The sequence below is a fragment of the Streptomyces sclerotialus genome, assembly GCF_040907265.1.
GTDB lineage: Bacteria > Actinomycetota > Actinomycetes > Streptomycetales > Streptomycetaceae > Streptomyces > Streptomyces sclerotialus.
Genome location: NZ_JBFOHP010000002.1, coordinates 1,464,620 through 1,481,615 on the forward strand (window position 1 = coordinate 1,464,620; position 16,996 = coordinate 1,481,615).

A 16,996-nucleotide genomic window follows, 5' to 3' on the forward strand; every position below is an offset into this window, starting at 1 on the left:
TGGTGTGTCGGTGCTCAGTGCTCGGCGTGCCACTCGAAGGCCTTGAAGGGCTCGTCCACCGGCGCGTCGGTCATGCGGTTCGCGTAGGTGGAGATGGTGTAGACGCCCAGGCCCAGGACGACCTCGAGGGCATTGCGCCGGGTGTAGCCGGCGTCGAAGAACGCCTTCATCTTCTCGTCCGCCACATGCCCGTGGCCTTCCATCACGGCGAGGGTGAAGACGCGCATCGCCTCCAGCTTCTCGTCCTCCAGCGGCTTACGGGCGCGCAGGGCCTCGATGAGGGCCTCGTCGGCGTTGGTGCGCTTGAGCATCGCGCTGTGCATCGCCACGCAGTAGTGGCACTCCACCGTGGTGGCCATCGTGAGGATGAAGACCTCGCGCTCCAGCGGGCTCAGGGTGGTCTTGTTGAACAGCGCGTTGCCGTTCATGAAGCCTTCGAGCAGCTCCGGCGACTCCGCCATCAGAGCCACCGGCGCGGGCACGAAACCGAAGCCCTTGGCGGTGTTCTCCATGATGGGACGGGCGCCTTCCGGAGCCGACGAGACGTCGTGGCGGGTGAACGTGGTCATGAGGGGTTCCTCTCTGAACTGTGTGAGCCGGGCGACGGGTTCGCCGTCCGGTGGTCTGAAGTGCCCCAGGCGGCGCGCACCGTCGAGACGAGCGCGTCGAGCCGGCCGGGCCGGAGCAGGGAGTAGTGGTCGCCGACGAGGGTGTGGACGGTGACGTGTCCGGTGAGGTGGGCGGCCCACGCCGAGGTCACGGCCTCGGAGGCGCCCTCGCTCGCCCGGATCAGCACGGCCGGCGTCGCGTAGCTGCCCGGCCGGTGGCCGGCGAGCGCACGGGCGTTGGTGACGAACCGCGACAGGAGCGCGTCGATCGTCTCCTGGTCGGTGTCGCTGCCCAGCAGCCCACTGGCGCGCAGCCGTTCGGCGAGTACGGCGTCGGGATCGTCGGCCGCGCCGAGGTCGTACCCGGCCAACGGGTCCGGCGCGCCCGCCACTTGAGCGACGTCGCGGGCGAACCATTCGAGGAGCCGCGCGCGGGACGGGCTCTCGCCGTGTTCGTCGGGGTGCTCCATCAGGTCGACGGCGACGACCGGCGCCACGGCGAGTCCGCGCCCGGTCAGCCGCTCGGCCACCTCGAGCGCGAGTACGCCGCCCATCGACCAGCCGGCGATGCGCACGTCGCGGCCGGTGACGTCCTCGGCGATGGCGTCGGCGTAGCGGTCGGCGAGCTCGGTGAGGCCTGCCGAGGCGGTCACCTCGTCCGGTACCTGCACCGCGGTCACCGGCACTCCGAGGGAGTGCGCCAGGTCGCGGTAGCAGACGATGTCGCCGCCCACGGGATGGATCCAGTACGACGTGGGGCCCGTCCCGCCGGTCGTCATCGGTACCAGCGTCGTACGCCTGCCCGCGCCGTCACGGACCGCCTCGGCCATGGCCGCGAGGGTGGGGTGCGTGAACAGTACGGAGAGCGGGACCGTCTTCCCCAGGTCGGCCCGGACGCGGGACATCAGCCGCACGCCGAGCAGGGAGTTCCCGCCGAGCGCGAAGAAGTCGTCGTCCCTGCCGAGCGGGGCGTTCGGCAGCAGTTGGGTCCACAGGCCGGCCAGGTACTTCTCGGTGTCGTCCCGCGGCGGCTCGGCTGCCGTGTGCCGTACCGACCGGCGGCAACGGTCCTCAAGGGCGCGCCGGTCCACCTTGCCGTTCGCGGTGATCGGCACGGCGTCCAGTGCGACGATCCGGCTCGGGACCATGTAGGCCGGGAGCTGGGTCCGCAGTGCGTCGGCGACCGCTTCGACGGTGGTCTCCGCCGCATCGAGCACCACGCCGGCCGCCAGGGTCTTGGCACCCATCGTTTCGCCGATGGCGGTGGCGACCGCGCCGCGGACCCCGGGCATCCGGCTCAGCGCGCTCTCGATCTCGCCCAGCTCGATCCGGTACCCCTGGATCTTCACCTGACCGTCCTCGCGGCCCAGGAATTCGATGTTGCCGTCCGGGAGGTACCTGCCCAGGTCGCCGGTGCGGTAGAGACGGCCGTGCACCGTGTCCACGAAGCTCGCGGCGGTCTTCTCGGGGTCGGCCAGGTAACCGCGTGCGAGGCCGTCGCCGCCGATGTAGAGCTCACCCGGGACGCCCGTGGGCCGATGCCTCAGCCGGTCGTCCAGCACGTGGAAGCTCTGGTTCTCCAGCGGCTTCCCGTAGGGGATCGACGGCCACGCGGGGTCCACGGTGCCGATCGGGTAGGTGATGGACCAGATACCGGCCTCGGTGGCACCGCCCAGCGAATGGATCTCCGCTCCCGGCACGCACCGGCGTGCCCGGCCGGGCAGTTCGGTGGGTATCCAGTCGCCGCTGAGCATGACCGTGCGCAGGGACGGCAGGACCACCTCCTGGCCTTCCAGGTGGTCGACCATCATCTGGAGCAGGGCGGGGACCGAGTTCCAGACGGTGACACCGTGCCGCTGCACCAGCTCGTACCACGCCTGCGGATCACGCAGCTCTTCCGGCCGTGGCAGCACCAGTGTGCCGCCTGCCGCCAGGACGCCGAAGACGTCGAAGACCGACAGGTCGAAGTGGAGCGCCGAGAGGCCGAGCACACGGTCCGTGGCCTCGATCGAGAACCGCCGGCCGACGTCCTGGAGGGTTCCCAGGGCGGCCCGGTGCTCGATCACCACGCCCTTGGGCTGACCGGTGGAACCGGAGGTGAAGATGACATAGGCGACGTTGCCGGGCTCGGCCACGGCGGCGGGCCGGCTGTCGGCGGGCGGTGTGCCGGTGGCCGCCGCCACGTCCAGCACCGGGAACGCGCTCAGCCAGGGATGTGCCGTGCGGGCCTCGTGGTCCACCACGGTCAGCGCGGCTCCCGACAGCTCCAGCGTCCGGCGCGCGCGGTCCGCCGGCAGGTCGGCGGCGATCGGCACGTACGCCTTGCCGGCCTTCAGTACCGCGAGCACGGCCACGATCTGCGCGGTGCCCTTGGGCAGCAGTACGGCGACGAGCTCTTCGGGGTCGGTCCCCGTGCCGGCCACGATGTGGCGGGCCAAGGTGTCGGCGCGCCGGTCGAGTTCGGCGTAGGTGAGGGTCTCCTCGCCGCACACGACGGCGAGCGCGTCGGGGGACTGCGCCGCGGCACGCTCGAAGCCGTGGTGGAGCAGGCCGGTGGGTCGCTCCGCCTCCGTGGCGTTGGCCTGTCGTCGCGGTGCGAGTTCCTGCTCGGCCAGCTCGACGTCGGGTGTGCGGTCCCAGGCGTGTGCGTCGTCGCAGAGCGTCTCGATGAGTCCGCGGTAGCTCGCGAACATGGCCGCGACCATTGTCTCGGGCAGCAGCTGTGACACGTAGTCCCAGTTCAGGCGCAGTCCGTCGGCGTCCTCGATCACCTGGTGGTCCAGCCAGACCTGAGGAGTGCGGATCATCGAGGAGACTTCCTCCCCGTCGCCCGTCAGCGCGACCAGGTGGTCGGTGAGCGCGCTGGACGCGGGGCCCTCGCCCGAGGAGAAGTTGAGCGTGCTGGCGAACACCACGGGCGCCCGGCCGGCCCGCGCGGAGCCGTGCAGGGTGGCCAGCTCGCGCAGGACCTGTACGCCGCTGAACGCGCTGTGTTCCAGGTCGCTCCAGAGTTGGCGCTGGAGCTGCCGGCTACGGGTGGCGAAGTCCGCCGGACCGCGGGTGTCGACCTCCAGCAGGGTCGTGGTGGAGAAGTTACCGAGTACCGCGCCGACCTGCGGGTGCACCGGGGTGCGGTTGAAGAACAGCAGGGTCAGGGTGAAGTGCGGGTTCGCCGACCAGCGGGCGACGGTCTCGGCGTACGCGGCGGCGACGGCTGCCGAGGGAGTGACTCCCGCGGCGTTCGCGTGCGCCTTGAACCGCTCCCACTGCTGCGGCGGGACGGTTCCGCTGAGGTGTGCGAACTCCGGGCGTCCGATCGCCGCCGGGTCGGCGGCCAGCGGCAGTTCGGGGGCCGGCGGCAGCGTCGCGATCCGGTCCGTCCAGTACGCCCGTGCCGCGGCGTACGCCGGTGCGGATTCCAGGGCGCGGATGTGCCGGACGTAGTCGCGGAACGTCAGCTCGACGGGGGCCTGGTCGTGTCCGCCGTACGTCTGGGCGAGTTCCGCGAAGAGCAGCGCCGTGCTCCAGGCGTCGATGATGAGCGCGTCGATGCCGACGTGCAGCCGGGTGGTCCCGTCCGGGAGCTCGGTGACGGCGAGATGGAACAGGGGCCACACGGTCGGGTCGAAGACCTGGTGCGACAGTTGCCCGGACCGTTCGGCCAGCCGTGCCTGCAGGTGCTCGGCCGGTACCGAGCTGAGGTCGAGGCGGTCGAGCCGGTAGTGCTCGACCTGCGGGAGGACCCGCTGCCGGCCGTCGTCGGTCATGACCGCGCGCAGCATGTCGTGCCGGCCGATGGCCGTGTTGAGGGCGGACTCCAGGCGTTCGCAGTCCAGGCCGCGCAGGTCGACCTCGAGGAAGAAGAAGGTCGAGACGCCGCCGAGCTCGATGCCTTCCGACCGCCCGATGAGGTAGGCCTGCTGCAGGTCGGTGAGGCCGAAGGGCTCGTACCGGCCGTCCGGGTCGACGACCAGTTCCTGGCCCTGGCCGGGAGCGGCCGGAGAGACCTCGGCCGGCTGTGCGGGCGTCCGGTCGGGGGCGGGCACCGGCAGGTGCCCGGCGTCGTCGGCCATCTGCTGCTGCACGTAGGCCGCGACCTCGGTGATGCTCGCCCCGTCGAGGAACATCGCCAGGGGGACGGCCACACCGCAGCGGGCCGTGATCGCCTCTTTGATCTCCAGGGCCATCAGGGAGTCCAGGCCGAGGTTCTGCACCGGTTCGTCCTGCGGGAGCCGACTCGCATCGGCACGCAGGGACCGGGCGCAGGCGTCCGTCACCGTCTTGAGCGGGGTCTCCGGCGCCTGGTCCGGCACGGCAGGGCCCTCGTGCGGTACGGCCGCCGCCAGCGGCTGCCAGGCCTGTGCGCCGGGCAGCGGGCCGGCCGCCCGGGGCTGTGCCTGCGCCCGGGCGAGCGTGACGCCCGACGCCGCGACCCAGCACGTGCCGGCGGCGTCCAGGAGGGACACGTCGGCCACGACCGTGCGCGCGTCCGCCGGTCCCGCCCGCAGCAGCACCCGTACCTGCATCGCGTCGGCCGGCATTCCGGCCCGTACGGTGAAGGCGTCGATGCCGACCACCATGAAGGCACTGTCCGACGTGCCCCGCGCGATCAACGGCGCGAAGAGCACCTGGAACATCGCGTCGGTCAGCCCGGGCGGCACGACGTAGCGGTCCGCCTCCGCGCGGGTGGCGGCCCGGACGCGGGCCGAGGCGTGGTCCCGGCCGAAGGCGACCTCCTCGACCCACTTGGCACCGTCGCCGAGATACAGGCGGCGGGACCACATGTGACGGTAGAACTCGCCGCCGGTCATCCGGTGCGGCAGCTCGCCGGGCAGTTCGGCGTGCGCCGCGGGCACCGCGCCGGTCCCCGCGACGCGGCCACGGCAGTGCACCGGCCAGGCCAGGGCCGGGTCCCCGGGATCGGACCGGTAGGCGAAGCCCAGTGTCCCGTCGTGTGCCGGGTCGAGGGTGAGCATGACCGTCGGCCGCCGGTCCCCGTCGTACCCCAGGCGCTGGAGCACCGTGACGTCCTCCAGCCCGACGGTCTCCCGCTCCGTCACGGCACGGGCCGCCTGGACGGCGGCCTCCAGGAAGAAGCCCACGTTGACGATGGGCTCACCCCCGATGACGCAGTCGGCCAGTGCCGGGTCGGCCGCGCTGTCCAGGGAAGCGAGGAAGGCGGCTCCCGATCCCGGAGTGGGCACCCGGGTACCGAGCAGCGAGGCGGCACCCGGCAGCTGAACGCCGGTGCTCTGCCGCTGCGGCACGGGGCCTTGGATGCTGCGGGTCGGCTCGTACCAATGACGGGACCGCTGGAACGGATACGTCGGAGCATCGGTGATCCTGGCGGCCCGCCCCGACCACAGCGCCAGCCAGTCGATGTCCAGGCCGGCGGTGTAGGCCTCGGCCACAGTGGCCGCCACGACCTCACGATCGGGGCGGCCCGGCCGCAAGGACATGCCCCACAGTCCGGAACGCCGCTGCTCGGGTACGAACCTGCGGGCCATCGCCAGCAGCGTCGGTGTCGGCCCGATCTCCAGGACGTGGTCGACGCCGGTGTCCATGACGGCCGTCATGGCGCCGAAGAAGTCGACCGGCCGGAGTGCGTGCTCCAGCAGGTACCCGGCGTTCCAGTCCTGTGCCGCCACCGGTGCCGCCGTCAGCGACGAGACCAGGGGGACGGACGGCGCGGCGAAGGTGATGCCGGACAGTTCCTTCTCGAAGGCGTCGAGCATCGGCCGCATCAGCGGGGAGTGGAAGGCCCGGCCGGTCGCCAGCTGCTTGCTGCGCAGCCCTCGCGTGGCCGCACGTTCGCACACGTGGCGTACGCCGTCGGGGTCGCCCGAGATCACCACGTGCTCCGGCCCGTTGACCGCGGCGACGCCGACGCTCCCCTGCGTCCCGTCGAGCAGTTCGCGTACCGCCTCCACCGGCCCGAAGACCGCCGCCATCGCGCCCGGTGCGGTCAGTTCCTGCATCAGCCGGCCACGGGCGGCCGCGACCGCGAGTGCGTCGGCGATGTCGAGGACCCCGGTCACCGCGGCCGCGGCGATCTCGCCCACGCTGTGCCCGACGACGACGTCGGGCTCGATGCCCAGGGCGCGCCACATCTGTGCCAGCGACCATTCGAGCGCCACCAGTGCCGGCTGCGCGTAATGGGTGTCGTGGACGGCAGAGCCGTCCGAGGCGAACATGACGTCGAGCAACGGCCGGTCGAGCAGGCCGTCCACCAGCCCGGCGCAGTGCTCCAGGCTGCTGCGGAAGACGGGTGAGGACGGGAAGAGTCCGGCTCCCATACCGGGGTACTGCGAGCCCTGACCGGTGAAGAGGAAGGCGGTCCGGCCCTGCCGGCGCTTCGCGGGGCCCGCGAGCGCGACCTGCCCGTCGGCCACCCGCCGCAACTCGTCCCGCATCTCCGACGGGGTGGCGGCGACGACGGCGTGGCGGACCGGCCAGTGATCGCGGGCCGTGCCGGCGGTGAAGGCCAGGTCCGTCAGCGTCTCCTCGGTCACGGTCACCCGGGCCGGATCGAGGCGTGCCAGGTACTGCCGGGCGAGCTCGGTGACGCCGTCCGCGGTGCGGGCGGACAAGGGCAGCACACAGGTGCCGGGGTCCTGCCGGGGCAGGTCGTCCGCTGCCGAGGCCGGTGCTTCTTCGACGATGACGTGGGCGTTGGTGCCGCTCGCGCCGAACGAGCTGACGCCTGCGCGCCGCATCCGTTCCCCCGGGGTCCACGGCAGGCCGTCGGCCGGTACCGCGATCTTCAGCCGGTCGAGGTCGATCTCGGGGTTGATCTCCGAGAGGCCGCGGTGGGGCGGGATCAGATCGTGGTTCAGGCCGAGTACCACCTTGATGAGGCCGGTGACGCCGGCCGCCGGCTCCAGGTGGCCGAGGTTGGTCTTGACGGATCCGACCAGCAGCGGTGTGCTCCTGTCCGGCGGGCACAACACATCGGCCAGCGCGTTCACCTCGATCGGGTCGCCGAGCGGCGTCCCGGTGCCGTGCGTCTCGACGTAGTCGATGTCGGCGGCCGCCAGTCCGGCTGCGTCGAGCGCGGCGCGTACGACGTCCCGCTGTGCCTTCGCGTTGGGCACGGTGATGCCGCTCGCCCGCCCGTCCTGGTTGACGGCGCTGCCGCGGATGACGCCGAGGATCCGGTCCCCGTCGACCTGTGCGTCGGACAGACGCTTCAGTACCACCACGCCGCAGCCTTCCGAACGGACGTAGCCGTCGGCGGAGGTGTCGAACGTCTTGCAGTGGCCGTCGGGCGACAGCATGTTCGCCTTGCCGAGCACGGTGTACCACTCGGGCGAGAGCAGGACGTTGACTCCGCCGGCGAGCGCGAGGTCGGCGTCCCGGCTGCGCAGCGCCTGTGCGGCGAGGTGCACCGCGACCAGGGACGAGGAGCAGGCGGTGTCGACGGACAGGCTGGGGCCGTGCACCCCGAGCCAGTAGGCGATCCGGCCTGCCGCGAAGGTCGACGCGTTGCCGGTGAGGGCGTACGCCTCCAGATCCTCCGGGGCCACATGAGTCAGCAACGACTGCATGTAGTCGTTGTTGGTCACTCCGACGTAGACGCCTACCTTGCTGCCCTTGAGCGTCGTGGGCCTGGCACCGGCGTTCTCCAGGGCCTCCCACGAGACCTCCAGCAGCAGTCGCTGCTGAGGGTCGAGGTAGCGGGCTTCCCGCGCGGAGATGCCGAAGAATTCGGCGTCGAACCCGTCGACGGTCTTCAGGAAGCCGCCCATGGGCACGCCTCCGGGGAAGCCGCCGGGGACGTCGTCCAGCCGTGCGGAGGGGTACGGTCCGACCGCGTCCCGGCCTTCGGCGAGCAGTTCCCACAAGGCCGCGGTGTCGTCCGCTCCCCCGGGCATCCGCGCGCTCATGCCGACGATGGCGACGGGTTCGGTGATCTCGGCACGCAGGGCGTCCCGTTCACTGGTCAGTGACTTGATCCGCTCCAGCGCCGAGTGCAGGAGCTTGCGCGTGTCGTCCGGCAGGTGGGTGGTCATGACTGTCCCCCGGGCATCGGCTGGTGAGAGCGGCCGAGTTCGGACTCGAGCGCTCTGATGAGTTCGTCGTCGGCGAGTGCGTCCGGCCCGGCGGGCTGCTGCGCCGCGGCCCCGCGCCCGGGTGGTTCGGTGTCGACGCGTTCGCGCTCCTGCTCGCCCGCGCACACCGACGTCACGAGGAACCTCGCGAGCTCCGCGGCCGTGGGGTGTTCGAACATGAGGCGGTTCGACAGCGTCAGCCCGAAGGTCCTGGCCAGTCGGTCCTTGGCCCGGGTGGCGAGCATGGAATCCATGCCCAGGGCGAAGAAGCCGGCGTCGGTGTCGAGCTCGTCCGGGTCCAGGCCCAGGCTCTCCGCCACGACACGGACGACGGTGGCCGTGACCTCCTGCTCCGTCCAGGCGCCGGTCGTCGGCGGGATGCCCGGCCCGGTCGGGGCCGGCGCGGGTGCCGGGGCGCCTGCCCGGTCGGCCCAGGGGTTCGCCCACTGGTCGTGGGTGAACCAGTGGCGCTCCCGGGCGAAGGGGTACGTCGGCAACGTCGTCATGGGGACGGGAGGGCGCTGCCGGGTGCCGGAGCGGTGCGGCCACGGGCCCCGGAGACGATGGGCGAACAGGAAGCCGAAAGCCCGCTCCACCGCGACGTCGTCGGGCAGTTCCCGGTGCAGCGACCAGGTGGCAGCGGCCGGTCCGCCGGCCTCGGCGCACAGTCCGTCGAGCGCGTCGACGAGCGTGGGATGCGGCGCCATCTCGATGAAGGTGTCGTGGCCGCCGGCGAGCAGTGCCCCCACGCCTTGGGAGAAGCGGACGGGCTCGCGCATGTTGGCGTACCAGTACGCGGGCTCCGGGGCCTGCGTCAGATCGCTGCCGGACACCGTGGAGACCATCGTGACCTGCGGGGCCGTCGGCCTGATGCCGGTGAGGGCACCCAGCAGCTCGGTCCGCAGCACGTCGACCTGCGGGCTGTGCGAGGCGACGTCCACCGCGACGAACCTGCTGAAGACGTTGTCGCGCGCGAGCCCGGCGGCGACCCGCTCCAGTGACCGGTGGGCCCCGGACAGCACCGTGGAGTGCGGCGAGTTGACCACCGCCACGCAGATGTCGCCGTACCCCTCGCACAGCTTCCGGGCCTGCTCGTGGCCGACGCCAACGACGAGCATGCGGCCCGCGCCGGCGATGCGCGCCAGCAGCCGGGAACGCTCGCAGATCACCGTCACCGCGTCCGGCAGCGACAAGGCACCGGCGACGTACGCCGCGGCCACCTCTCCCATGCTGTGTCCGATGACGGCGTCGGGGTGCACCCCCGCCGCACGCCACATCGCGGCGAGTCCGACGGCGACCGTGAACAGTGCCGGCTGGACGAACTGGGTGGCGAGTCCGCCGTCGGCGCCGTGCTCGATCAGGTCGAGCACGCTGTGTCCGAGCACCGGGCGCATGGCCTCGTCGACCTCGCGCACGGCCGCGGCGAACGCGGGGTTCGAGTCCTGCAGCCGAGCCGTCATGCCGATCCAGTGCGGGCCCTGGCCGGGGAAGACGAAGACCGTGCCACCGGTGCCTCGGGCCGCCCCGGTCACACCGGCCGGGCCGGGCGCGCCGTCGGCCGCTTCGCGCAGGACCGCGACCAGGTCTGCCGGTGTGGCGGCCGAGGCCGACAGCCGGCTGGGCAGCAGGGTCCTGCGCTGGTCGGCCACTTCGGCGACGGTCCTGACGTACGAGGCGTCCGCCCCGTCCAGCAGGTCCGCGTACCGTCCTGCGAGGCCGGCCAGGGCGGCGGGAGCGGCAGCCGAGATGCGCAGGGTCAGCGGTGCCCCGCCGAGCGCCGCGGCCGGTTCCTCCTCCGGCCGCACGGCGGGGGCCGGTCCCACGAGGGCGTGCGCGTTGGTTCCTCCGGCGCCGAACGCGGAGACGGCGGCGATCCGCTGCTCGTCGTCGCCCTCCCAGTGCCGTACCCGGCCGCTCGCGAGGCCCAGCCGCGTACCGTCGAGTTGCAGGTGCGGGTTGACCGTCTTGAGGTGCAGGGACGGGTAGACCGACCGGTGGTGCACGGCGAGCACGGTCTTCACCAGTCCCGCTATGCCGGCGGCGGCCTCCAGGTGGCCCATGTTGGTCTTGAGGGAGCCCAGATGGCAGGTCGGCCCGGACGCCGTGCCGTAGACCGACGCCAGTGCTTCGACTTCGATCGGGTCACCGAGGCTGGTTCCGGTGCCGTGCGCCTCCACCAGGCTGACCTGCGAGGGGCTGACGCCGGCGTTGTTCAGCGCGGCCGTGATGCACTGCTGCTGCGCGCGCCCGCTCGGTGCGGTGAGGCCGTTGGTGCGGCCGTCCTGGTTGACGGCCGAGCCGCGGATGGTCGCATAGATACGGTCCCGGTCGGTGACCGCGTCGGACAGCCGCTTCAGGACGACGGCGACCACGCCCTCGCCCCGGACGTAGCCGTCCGCAGCGGCGTCGAAGGTCTTGCACCGCCCGTCCGGTGACAGCGGCAGCCCCTTGGAGTGCGCGACCGTACTGGCGGGTGACAGCAGGAGGTTGACCCCCGCGGCGACCGCAGTGTCGCATTCCCCCGACCGCAGTGACTGCACCGCCAGGTGCACGGCGACCAGCGAGGAGGAACAGGCCGTGTCGACGGACAGGCTGGGGCCGCGCAGGTCGAGCTGGTAGCTGAGGCGGTTGGCGATGATGCAGTTGGTGCCGCCGACGACGGTGTAGAGGTCGACGGACTCCGGCCGTGCCAGCTGCATGGTCAGGTAATCACTGGCATTGGCGCCGACGAAGACCCCGGCGTTCGTCCCTGCCAGCCGGTCGGCGGGCACTCCGGCGTCCTCGAAGGCCTCCCAGGCGACTTCGAGCAGCAGGCGCTGTTGCGGATCGATGTGTGCCGCCTCGCGCGGGGAGATTCCGAAGAAGGCGGCGTCGAAGGCGTCCACGTCGTCGATGAGGCCGGCGTGCCGCATGTGCGTGCGGCCGACCGCGTCCGGGTCCGGGTCGTAGAACTCCGCGTGGTCCCACCGGTCCGAACCCACCTCGCTGATCGCGTCGACGCCCGTGGCCAGCGCCTCGTGCAGAGCCGCGGGCGTGGTGATCCCCCCGGGGAGCCGCACCCCCAGGCCGACGACGGCGATGGGCTCGCGCCGTGCACGCGTCAGCTCCTCGACCCGCGCACGCAGGCTTCTGACGGCCGTCAGGGCGGTGGTCAGCGCTCTGTCGGACTCACCCTGCTCGGTCATATCTCCCCCACCAGTGCTTCCAGTTCTGTCAGTTCTCGTCGCAGGGCGTCCAGGTCGCTCTCGTCCGCGCGGGGCGCGGCACCCGGGACGTCCTTTTCCGCGGTGTGCGGCGGGACCGGCTCCCCCGGCCGGTCCTCCTCCGCCGCCTCGGGAGGTGCCAGCCGGCCGGCGAGTTCGGCGGCCAGGGCCTCCACGGTGGGGTAGTTCCACACCACCGTCGGGGACAGCACCATGCCGAGCAGGCGCTCCAGACGGTTGCGCAGCTCCAGCCCCATGATCGAGTTGAGCCCCAGGCTGTGGAACGGCTCAGCGGGCTCGACCTGGGCGGCCGGGACGCCCGTGACCTCTCCGACCACACCGCGTACCACCTCGGTCATCCGGTCGGTGCGCTCGGCCGCCGGCAGCGCCGGCAGTTGTTCCCGCAGCATCCCCGCGCCGTCGTCGGCCGCGGCTGCCGCGGCCACCGGCACCTGGCGGATCTCGACGCCCCGGATTCGCAGTGCGACGCGGCCGTCACCGACCAGGTCCACGTCGGCGACGAAGGACCCCGGAGCGGGCCCGGCGGAAACAGCCGCCACCGCTCGCGGGTCGGCACCGGGGGCGGAGAGTACGGTCACCTCGCGGACAGCCGTCGTCAGTACGGCCATGCCGGTGGCGACGGGGTGCGGTCCGGCCAGCAGCGGCGCCACGGCGGCCTGCAGCGCGGCGTCCAGCACCCGCGGATCGACGGGCAGGTGGCCGTCGGCGTGCCGGGGGTCCCAGTCGATCTCCGCGGTCGAGCCTGCCGCGTCGACGCAGAGCCGGCGGATCCGCCGGTACTGCGGCCCGAAGGCCAGCCCCCGCTCGGCGAAGCGGGCGTACAGGTCCTCCGCCGCGGCCCGGTCACCTTCCACGGGCTTCAGGGGAGCGGTCTCTGCCGCCGCTCGTTCGACCGTGGCCGACCCCACCTGCACCCAGGTGTCGCCCTCCCGCCCGAAGAACTCGGTCCGTGCCGTCGCTCCGTCACTGCGCACGGTGGTCTGCAGGGCCGTGTCCCCTCCGGACACCTCCAGGGACGCGCGCAGCTCCAGGTTCCGGACCGTGACCGGGCCGGAGCCCAGGACGGGGCCGGCCACGTGCACCGCTGCGGCCGCGAAGGCGGCGGCGGGGACCACGGCCCGGCCGTCGATCACGTGGTCCGCGACGGACCACGTCAGGGAATCCAGCCGGCCGGCGTGCACCGCGAGCGCGGGGTCGTGGGGCAGCTGCGTCCGCACGCCGAGCGGGTCGGCGTTCCCGCGGTGCGCCGCACCGGTCAGCACCGGCGCTGAGGACCGCTGCCACGGGTACGGCAGCGGCACCGGGAATGCCTGCCCCGCGGTGTTCACCGCGGCGTGGTCCACCGGGACACCGCCGTCGTAGAGCCGTCCGAGCGCGCCCAGCAGCGTCGGCCACTCCGGCTGCTCCTTACGAAGCGCAGGGACCACCAGCGTGTCGGCGTTCCGCTGCGCCGCGGTCTCCTCGACCGCCGGAGTGAGTACCGCGTGCGGGCTGATCTCGACGAAGCAGGTGTAGCCGTCGTCCAGCAACCGGGTCGTCGCGGCCGCGAACAGCACCGGGTCGCGCAGGTTCCTGACCCAGTACTCGGTGTCCAGTTCCGTCCCGTCGGCCACCCGCCCCAGGACGGTCGAGTAGACGGGCAGCACCGAAGCGGCAGGAACGATGTCCGCGAGGGCTTCCCGCAGTGCCGGCAGGAGGGGATCCATCTGGGGGCTGTGCGATGCGACCTGGACCCGTACGGGCCGGTTGAAGACGCCGCGCCCGGTGAGCTCCCGCGCTGTCCGCTCGATCTCGGCAGCGGCCCCGGAAAGTACGGTCGAGCGGGCCGAGTTGCTCACGGCGACGGACATCGCCGGGTTGCCGGCGCACACCGCCTCGGCCTCCTGGAAGGTCAGCTCGGTCGCGAGCATGGCGCCGGTACCGGTCAGGCCGTCCATCAGTGCGGAGCGGCGGCCGATGATCGCGGCAGCGTCGTGCAGCGACAGCGCCCCGGCGAGGTGCGCCGCAGCGGCCTCACCCATGCTGTGGCCGATCACCGCGTGCGGCGTCACCCCGTAGTGCTCCAGCGTCCGCGCCAACGCCACCTGCACCGCGAACAGCAGGGGCTGGGCCGTCGCGACGTTGGTGAACGTCTCGTCGTCGGTGTCTTCGAGCAGCAGCTGCAGGACCTGCACACCGCAGGCCTGACGCATCGCCGCGTCGCAGCGCCGCACGTGCCGCGCGAACACCGGGTCGCGGTGGTACAGGCCCCGGCCCATGCCCCGCCACTGCCCGCCCTGGCCGGGGAAGACGAAGACGGTACGCGGAGCCTGTGCCGCGGCGGGCGCCGTACCGGCGGTGACCGCAACGTCCGCGCGCGCTGCGAGCTCGGTCACTGCCCGGTCCCGGTCGGCCGCGACGACGCTCGCCCGGTACGGGAGGGTCGCCAGGCCGGCCAGAGCGGGTGCGACGGCCGCGGGCGCACTGTCCTCGGGCCACCACTCAGCCACGTCCCGGCACCGTTGGGCCAGCGCCGCCGGGGTGTGACCGCTCAGCGACAGCAGCGTCTCCCTGGCCGGGCTCACCGTCGCCCCGCAGGCGTCGGCGACGTCGGCGAGGTGGCTGCCGGAGCGCGAGTACGCCGGCAGGACGGTGGCCCGGTCGCCGTACCTGTCACGCAGGGCGCTGCCCAGGATGGGGTGGGCGTTGATCTCCACCACGACGTCCGGGGCGCTCAGCGCTGGGTGCGCCAACGCCCCGGCGAAGTCGACCGGGCGGCGCAGCGCGGTGGCGAAGTACTCGGCGCTGAACGCACCGGCGGTCATCGGCCGCCCGTCGAGCGCCGAGATCATCGGCAGCGCCGGTGGGTACTGGTCGAGCTGCCCGAGCGCCTCGACCAGGTCGTCGCGGACGTCGTCGATGGCGGGGCTGTGCGCGGCGAGACCGACGTTGATGCGGCTGGCCTTGTGGCCCTCACCGGACAGCACGGAGACGAGCTCGTCGAGCACGGCGGCCGGGCCTGACAGATTGGTCGAGCACGCCGAGCTGATGCCCGCGACCACGATGCCGGGCCGCGCCTCCAGATAGGGCGCCAGCTCCGCGAGCGGGAGCGCCACCACGGCCATGCCACCGCCCCGGCCCACCAGCCGCTGCTGCGCCGCCGCGTAGTGGGCCACGACGCGACCGCTCTCGTACGCCGTGAGCGCGTCGACGGCGACGGCCCCGGCGATCTCACCGAGCGAGTGCCCGACGACCACGGTGGGACGTACTCCACGGGCGGCCAGGCTCCGGGCCAGACCCACCTGGACCGCGTGGATCGCGGGCTGGCACACGGCAACGCCGTACGGTTCCAGGTCGGCTCCGGACGCGATCAGTTCCCGTAAGGAAAGGCCGAGCACCGGCGCCGCCCCGCGGTCGCACTCGGCGACCGCGGCGCGGAACACCGCATCGGTCCGGAGCAGGTCGCGGGCCATGCCCGTCCACTGGCCGCCGAAGGGCGAGAAAACGAAAGCCACGTCGCGGTCCCGCTGTTCACCGCCGGGCGGGGTGCGCCGGGCACCGTCCTGAGCCGGGGTCGGGCCTGTGGCTACGGCGTCCGGCTCGTACGGCCCGACCACCACGTGTGCGTTGGTCCCGCCCCAGCCGAAGCTGCTGACCCCGCCCAGGACGGACTCACCGGACGGCAACGGGACCGGCTCGTGCGGCACGGCCAGGTTCAGTGCATCCAGGTCGATGTGCGGATTCACCTCGCCGGACAGGACGCACGGCGGGACGATGCCGTGGTGCATGACCAGGGCGGCCTTGACCAGCCCCGCGACGCCCGCTGCCCCTTCGAGGTGTCCGATGTTCGCCTTGAGCGTGCCGAGCTGGACAGGCGCCGCCGCGCCGCGCAGGGCGCCGGCGAGGGCGGTCGCCTCGATCGGGTCGCCGAGCGGCGTACCGGTGCCGTGCGTCTCGACGAAACGCACCCGCGCCGGATCGGTGCGGCCCCGCGTGTGCGCCTCCCGGATGACGTCCTGCTGTGCACCGGGGCTGGGCGCCGTCAGCCCGTTGGTGTGCCCGTCGTTGTTGACCGCACTGCCGTGCAGCAGGCACCAGATGTGGTCGCCGTCCCGCTCGGCGTCGGCGAGCCGCTTCACGACCAGCGCTGCCGCGCCCTCGCCACGGCCGAAGCCGTCCGCCTGGGCGGCGAAGGCCTTGCTGCGCCCGTCGGGCGCGAGCCCGCCGAAGGCGATGAGGTCGGCCGTGGTGGCTGCCGACTGGAGGAGGTTGACGCCGCCCACGATGGCCGCGTCGATCTCTCCGAGGCGCAGGGCCTGGGCGGCCAGGTGCACGGCCACGAGGGAAGAGGAGCAGGCGGAATCCAGTGTGACCGACGGTCCGTGCAGGTCGTAGAGGTAGGAGACACGGTTCGCGACCATCGAGAGGCTGGAGCCGGTCGCGGTGTGCATCGTGTGCTGCCCCGGCCGGGACGGCGCGCCGTGCTCGTTCCAGATACTGCCCACGTACACGCCCGTGGCGCTGCCCCGCAGGCCCGTACGGAGCAGTGAGGACGCCTCTACGGCCTCCCAGCAGACTTCCAGGAAGAGCCGCTGTACCGGATCCAGCGCCAGCGTTTCGCGTGGCGTGAGGTGGAAGAAGCGGTGGTCGAACTCGTCGAGTCGCTGCCGCAGGTAGCCCGCGTCGAGCGGCGGCGCCTGCCCGTCCGGGAAGCGGCCCTGCGGCGGCGGCCCGATCATGTCCCGGCCGGCCAGGACCAGTTCCCACAACTGCGAGACGGAGTCGGCGCCCGGCAGACGCGCCGCCATGGAGACAACCGCCAGCGGTTCGGCCGGGTCCTCGCCGAAGCGTCTCCGTCCACCGCCCGGCGTGCCGGTGTGCTGTTCCGCGGACACCGCCGCGGCGGCGAGTCCGTTCACGGTCGGGAAGGCCCACAGCGTGGCGACGGGCAGGTCCCGGCCGAGGCGCAGTCCCAGCCGCCCGACCATGGCCGCGCCGGCCTGGGAGCTGAGCCCGAGCGACGAGAAGGTGGCGTCGCGGTCCACCTCCTGTGCCGGTACGGCCAGTTCCTCACCGACGTAGGTGACGATCCACTCCGCGACGTCCGCGGCTGTCCACGTCACGGGGGCGCCCG

At 72.8% G+C, this 16,996-nt stretch carries 4 protein-coding genes; all 4 read right to left on the reverse strand.

The annotated features are described in order from the left end of the window. Positions 1–14: 14 nt before the first annotated feature. Genes AAC944_RS06515 through AAC944_RS06530 form a run of 4 tightly spaced genes read right to left on the reverse strand, consistent with a single transcriptional unit; the run spans position 15 to position 16,985 of the window. Positions 15–569 (reverse strand): carboxymuconolactone decarboxylase family protein, encoded by a 555-nt coding sequence (locus tag AAC944_RS06515; protein ID WP_030611027.1) that lies wholly within the window; start codon positions 567–569, stop codon positions 15–17. After that, positions 566–8,620: a hybrid non-ribosomal peptide synthetase/type I polyketide synthase gene (locus tag AAC944_RS06520; RefSeq protein ID WP_051871528.1), complete on the reverse strand. Its 8,055-nt coding sequence runs from the start codon at positions 8,618–8,620 to the stop codon at positions 566–568. Before AAC944_RS06520 ends, AAC944_RS06515 begins: the two co-directional genes overlap by 4 nt. Further along, entirely contained in the window at positions 8,617–11,844 is a 3,228-nt protein-coding gene (locus tag AAC944_RS06525) for a type I polyketide synthase (protein ID WP_051871527.1), read from the reverse strand. The genes AAC944_RS06520 and AAC944_RS06525 overlap by 4 nt, the downstream gene beginning before the upstream one ends. Next, positions 11,841–16,985 carry a type I polyketide synthase gene (locus AAC944_RS06530; RefSeq protein WP_196942865.1) on the reverse strand — a complete coding sequence of 1,715 codons (5,145 nt, stop codon included), beginning with the start codon at positions 16,983–16,985 and terminating at the stop codon, positions 11,841–11,843. Before AAC944_RS06530 ends, AAC944_RS06525 begins: the two co-directional genes overlap by 4 nt. Positions 16,986–16,996: the final 11 nt, after the last annotated feature.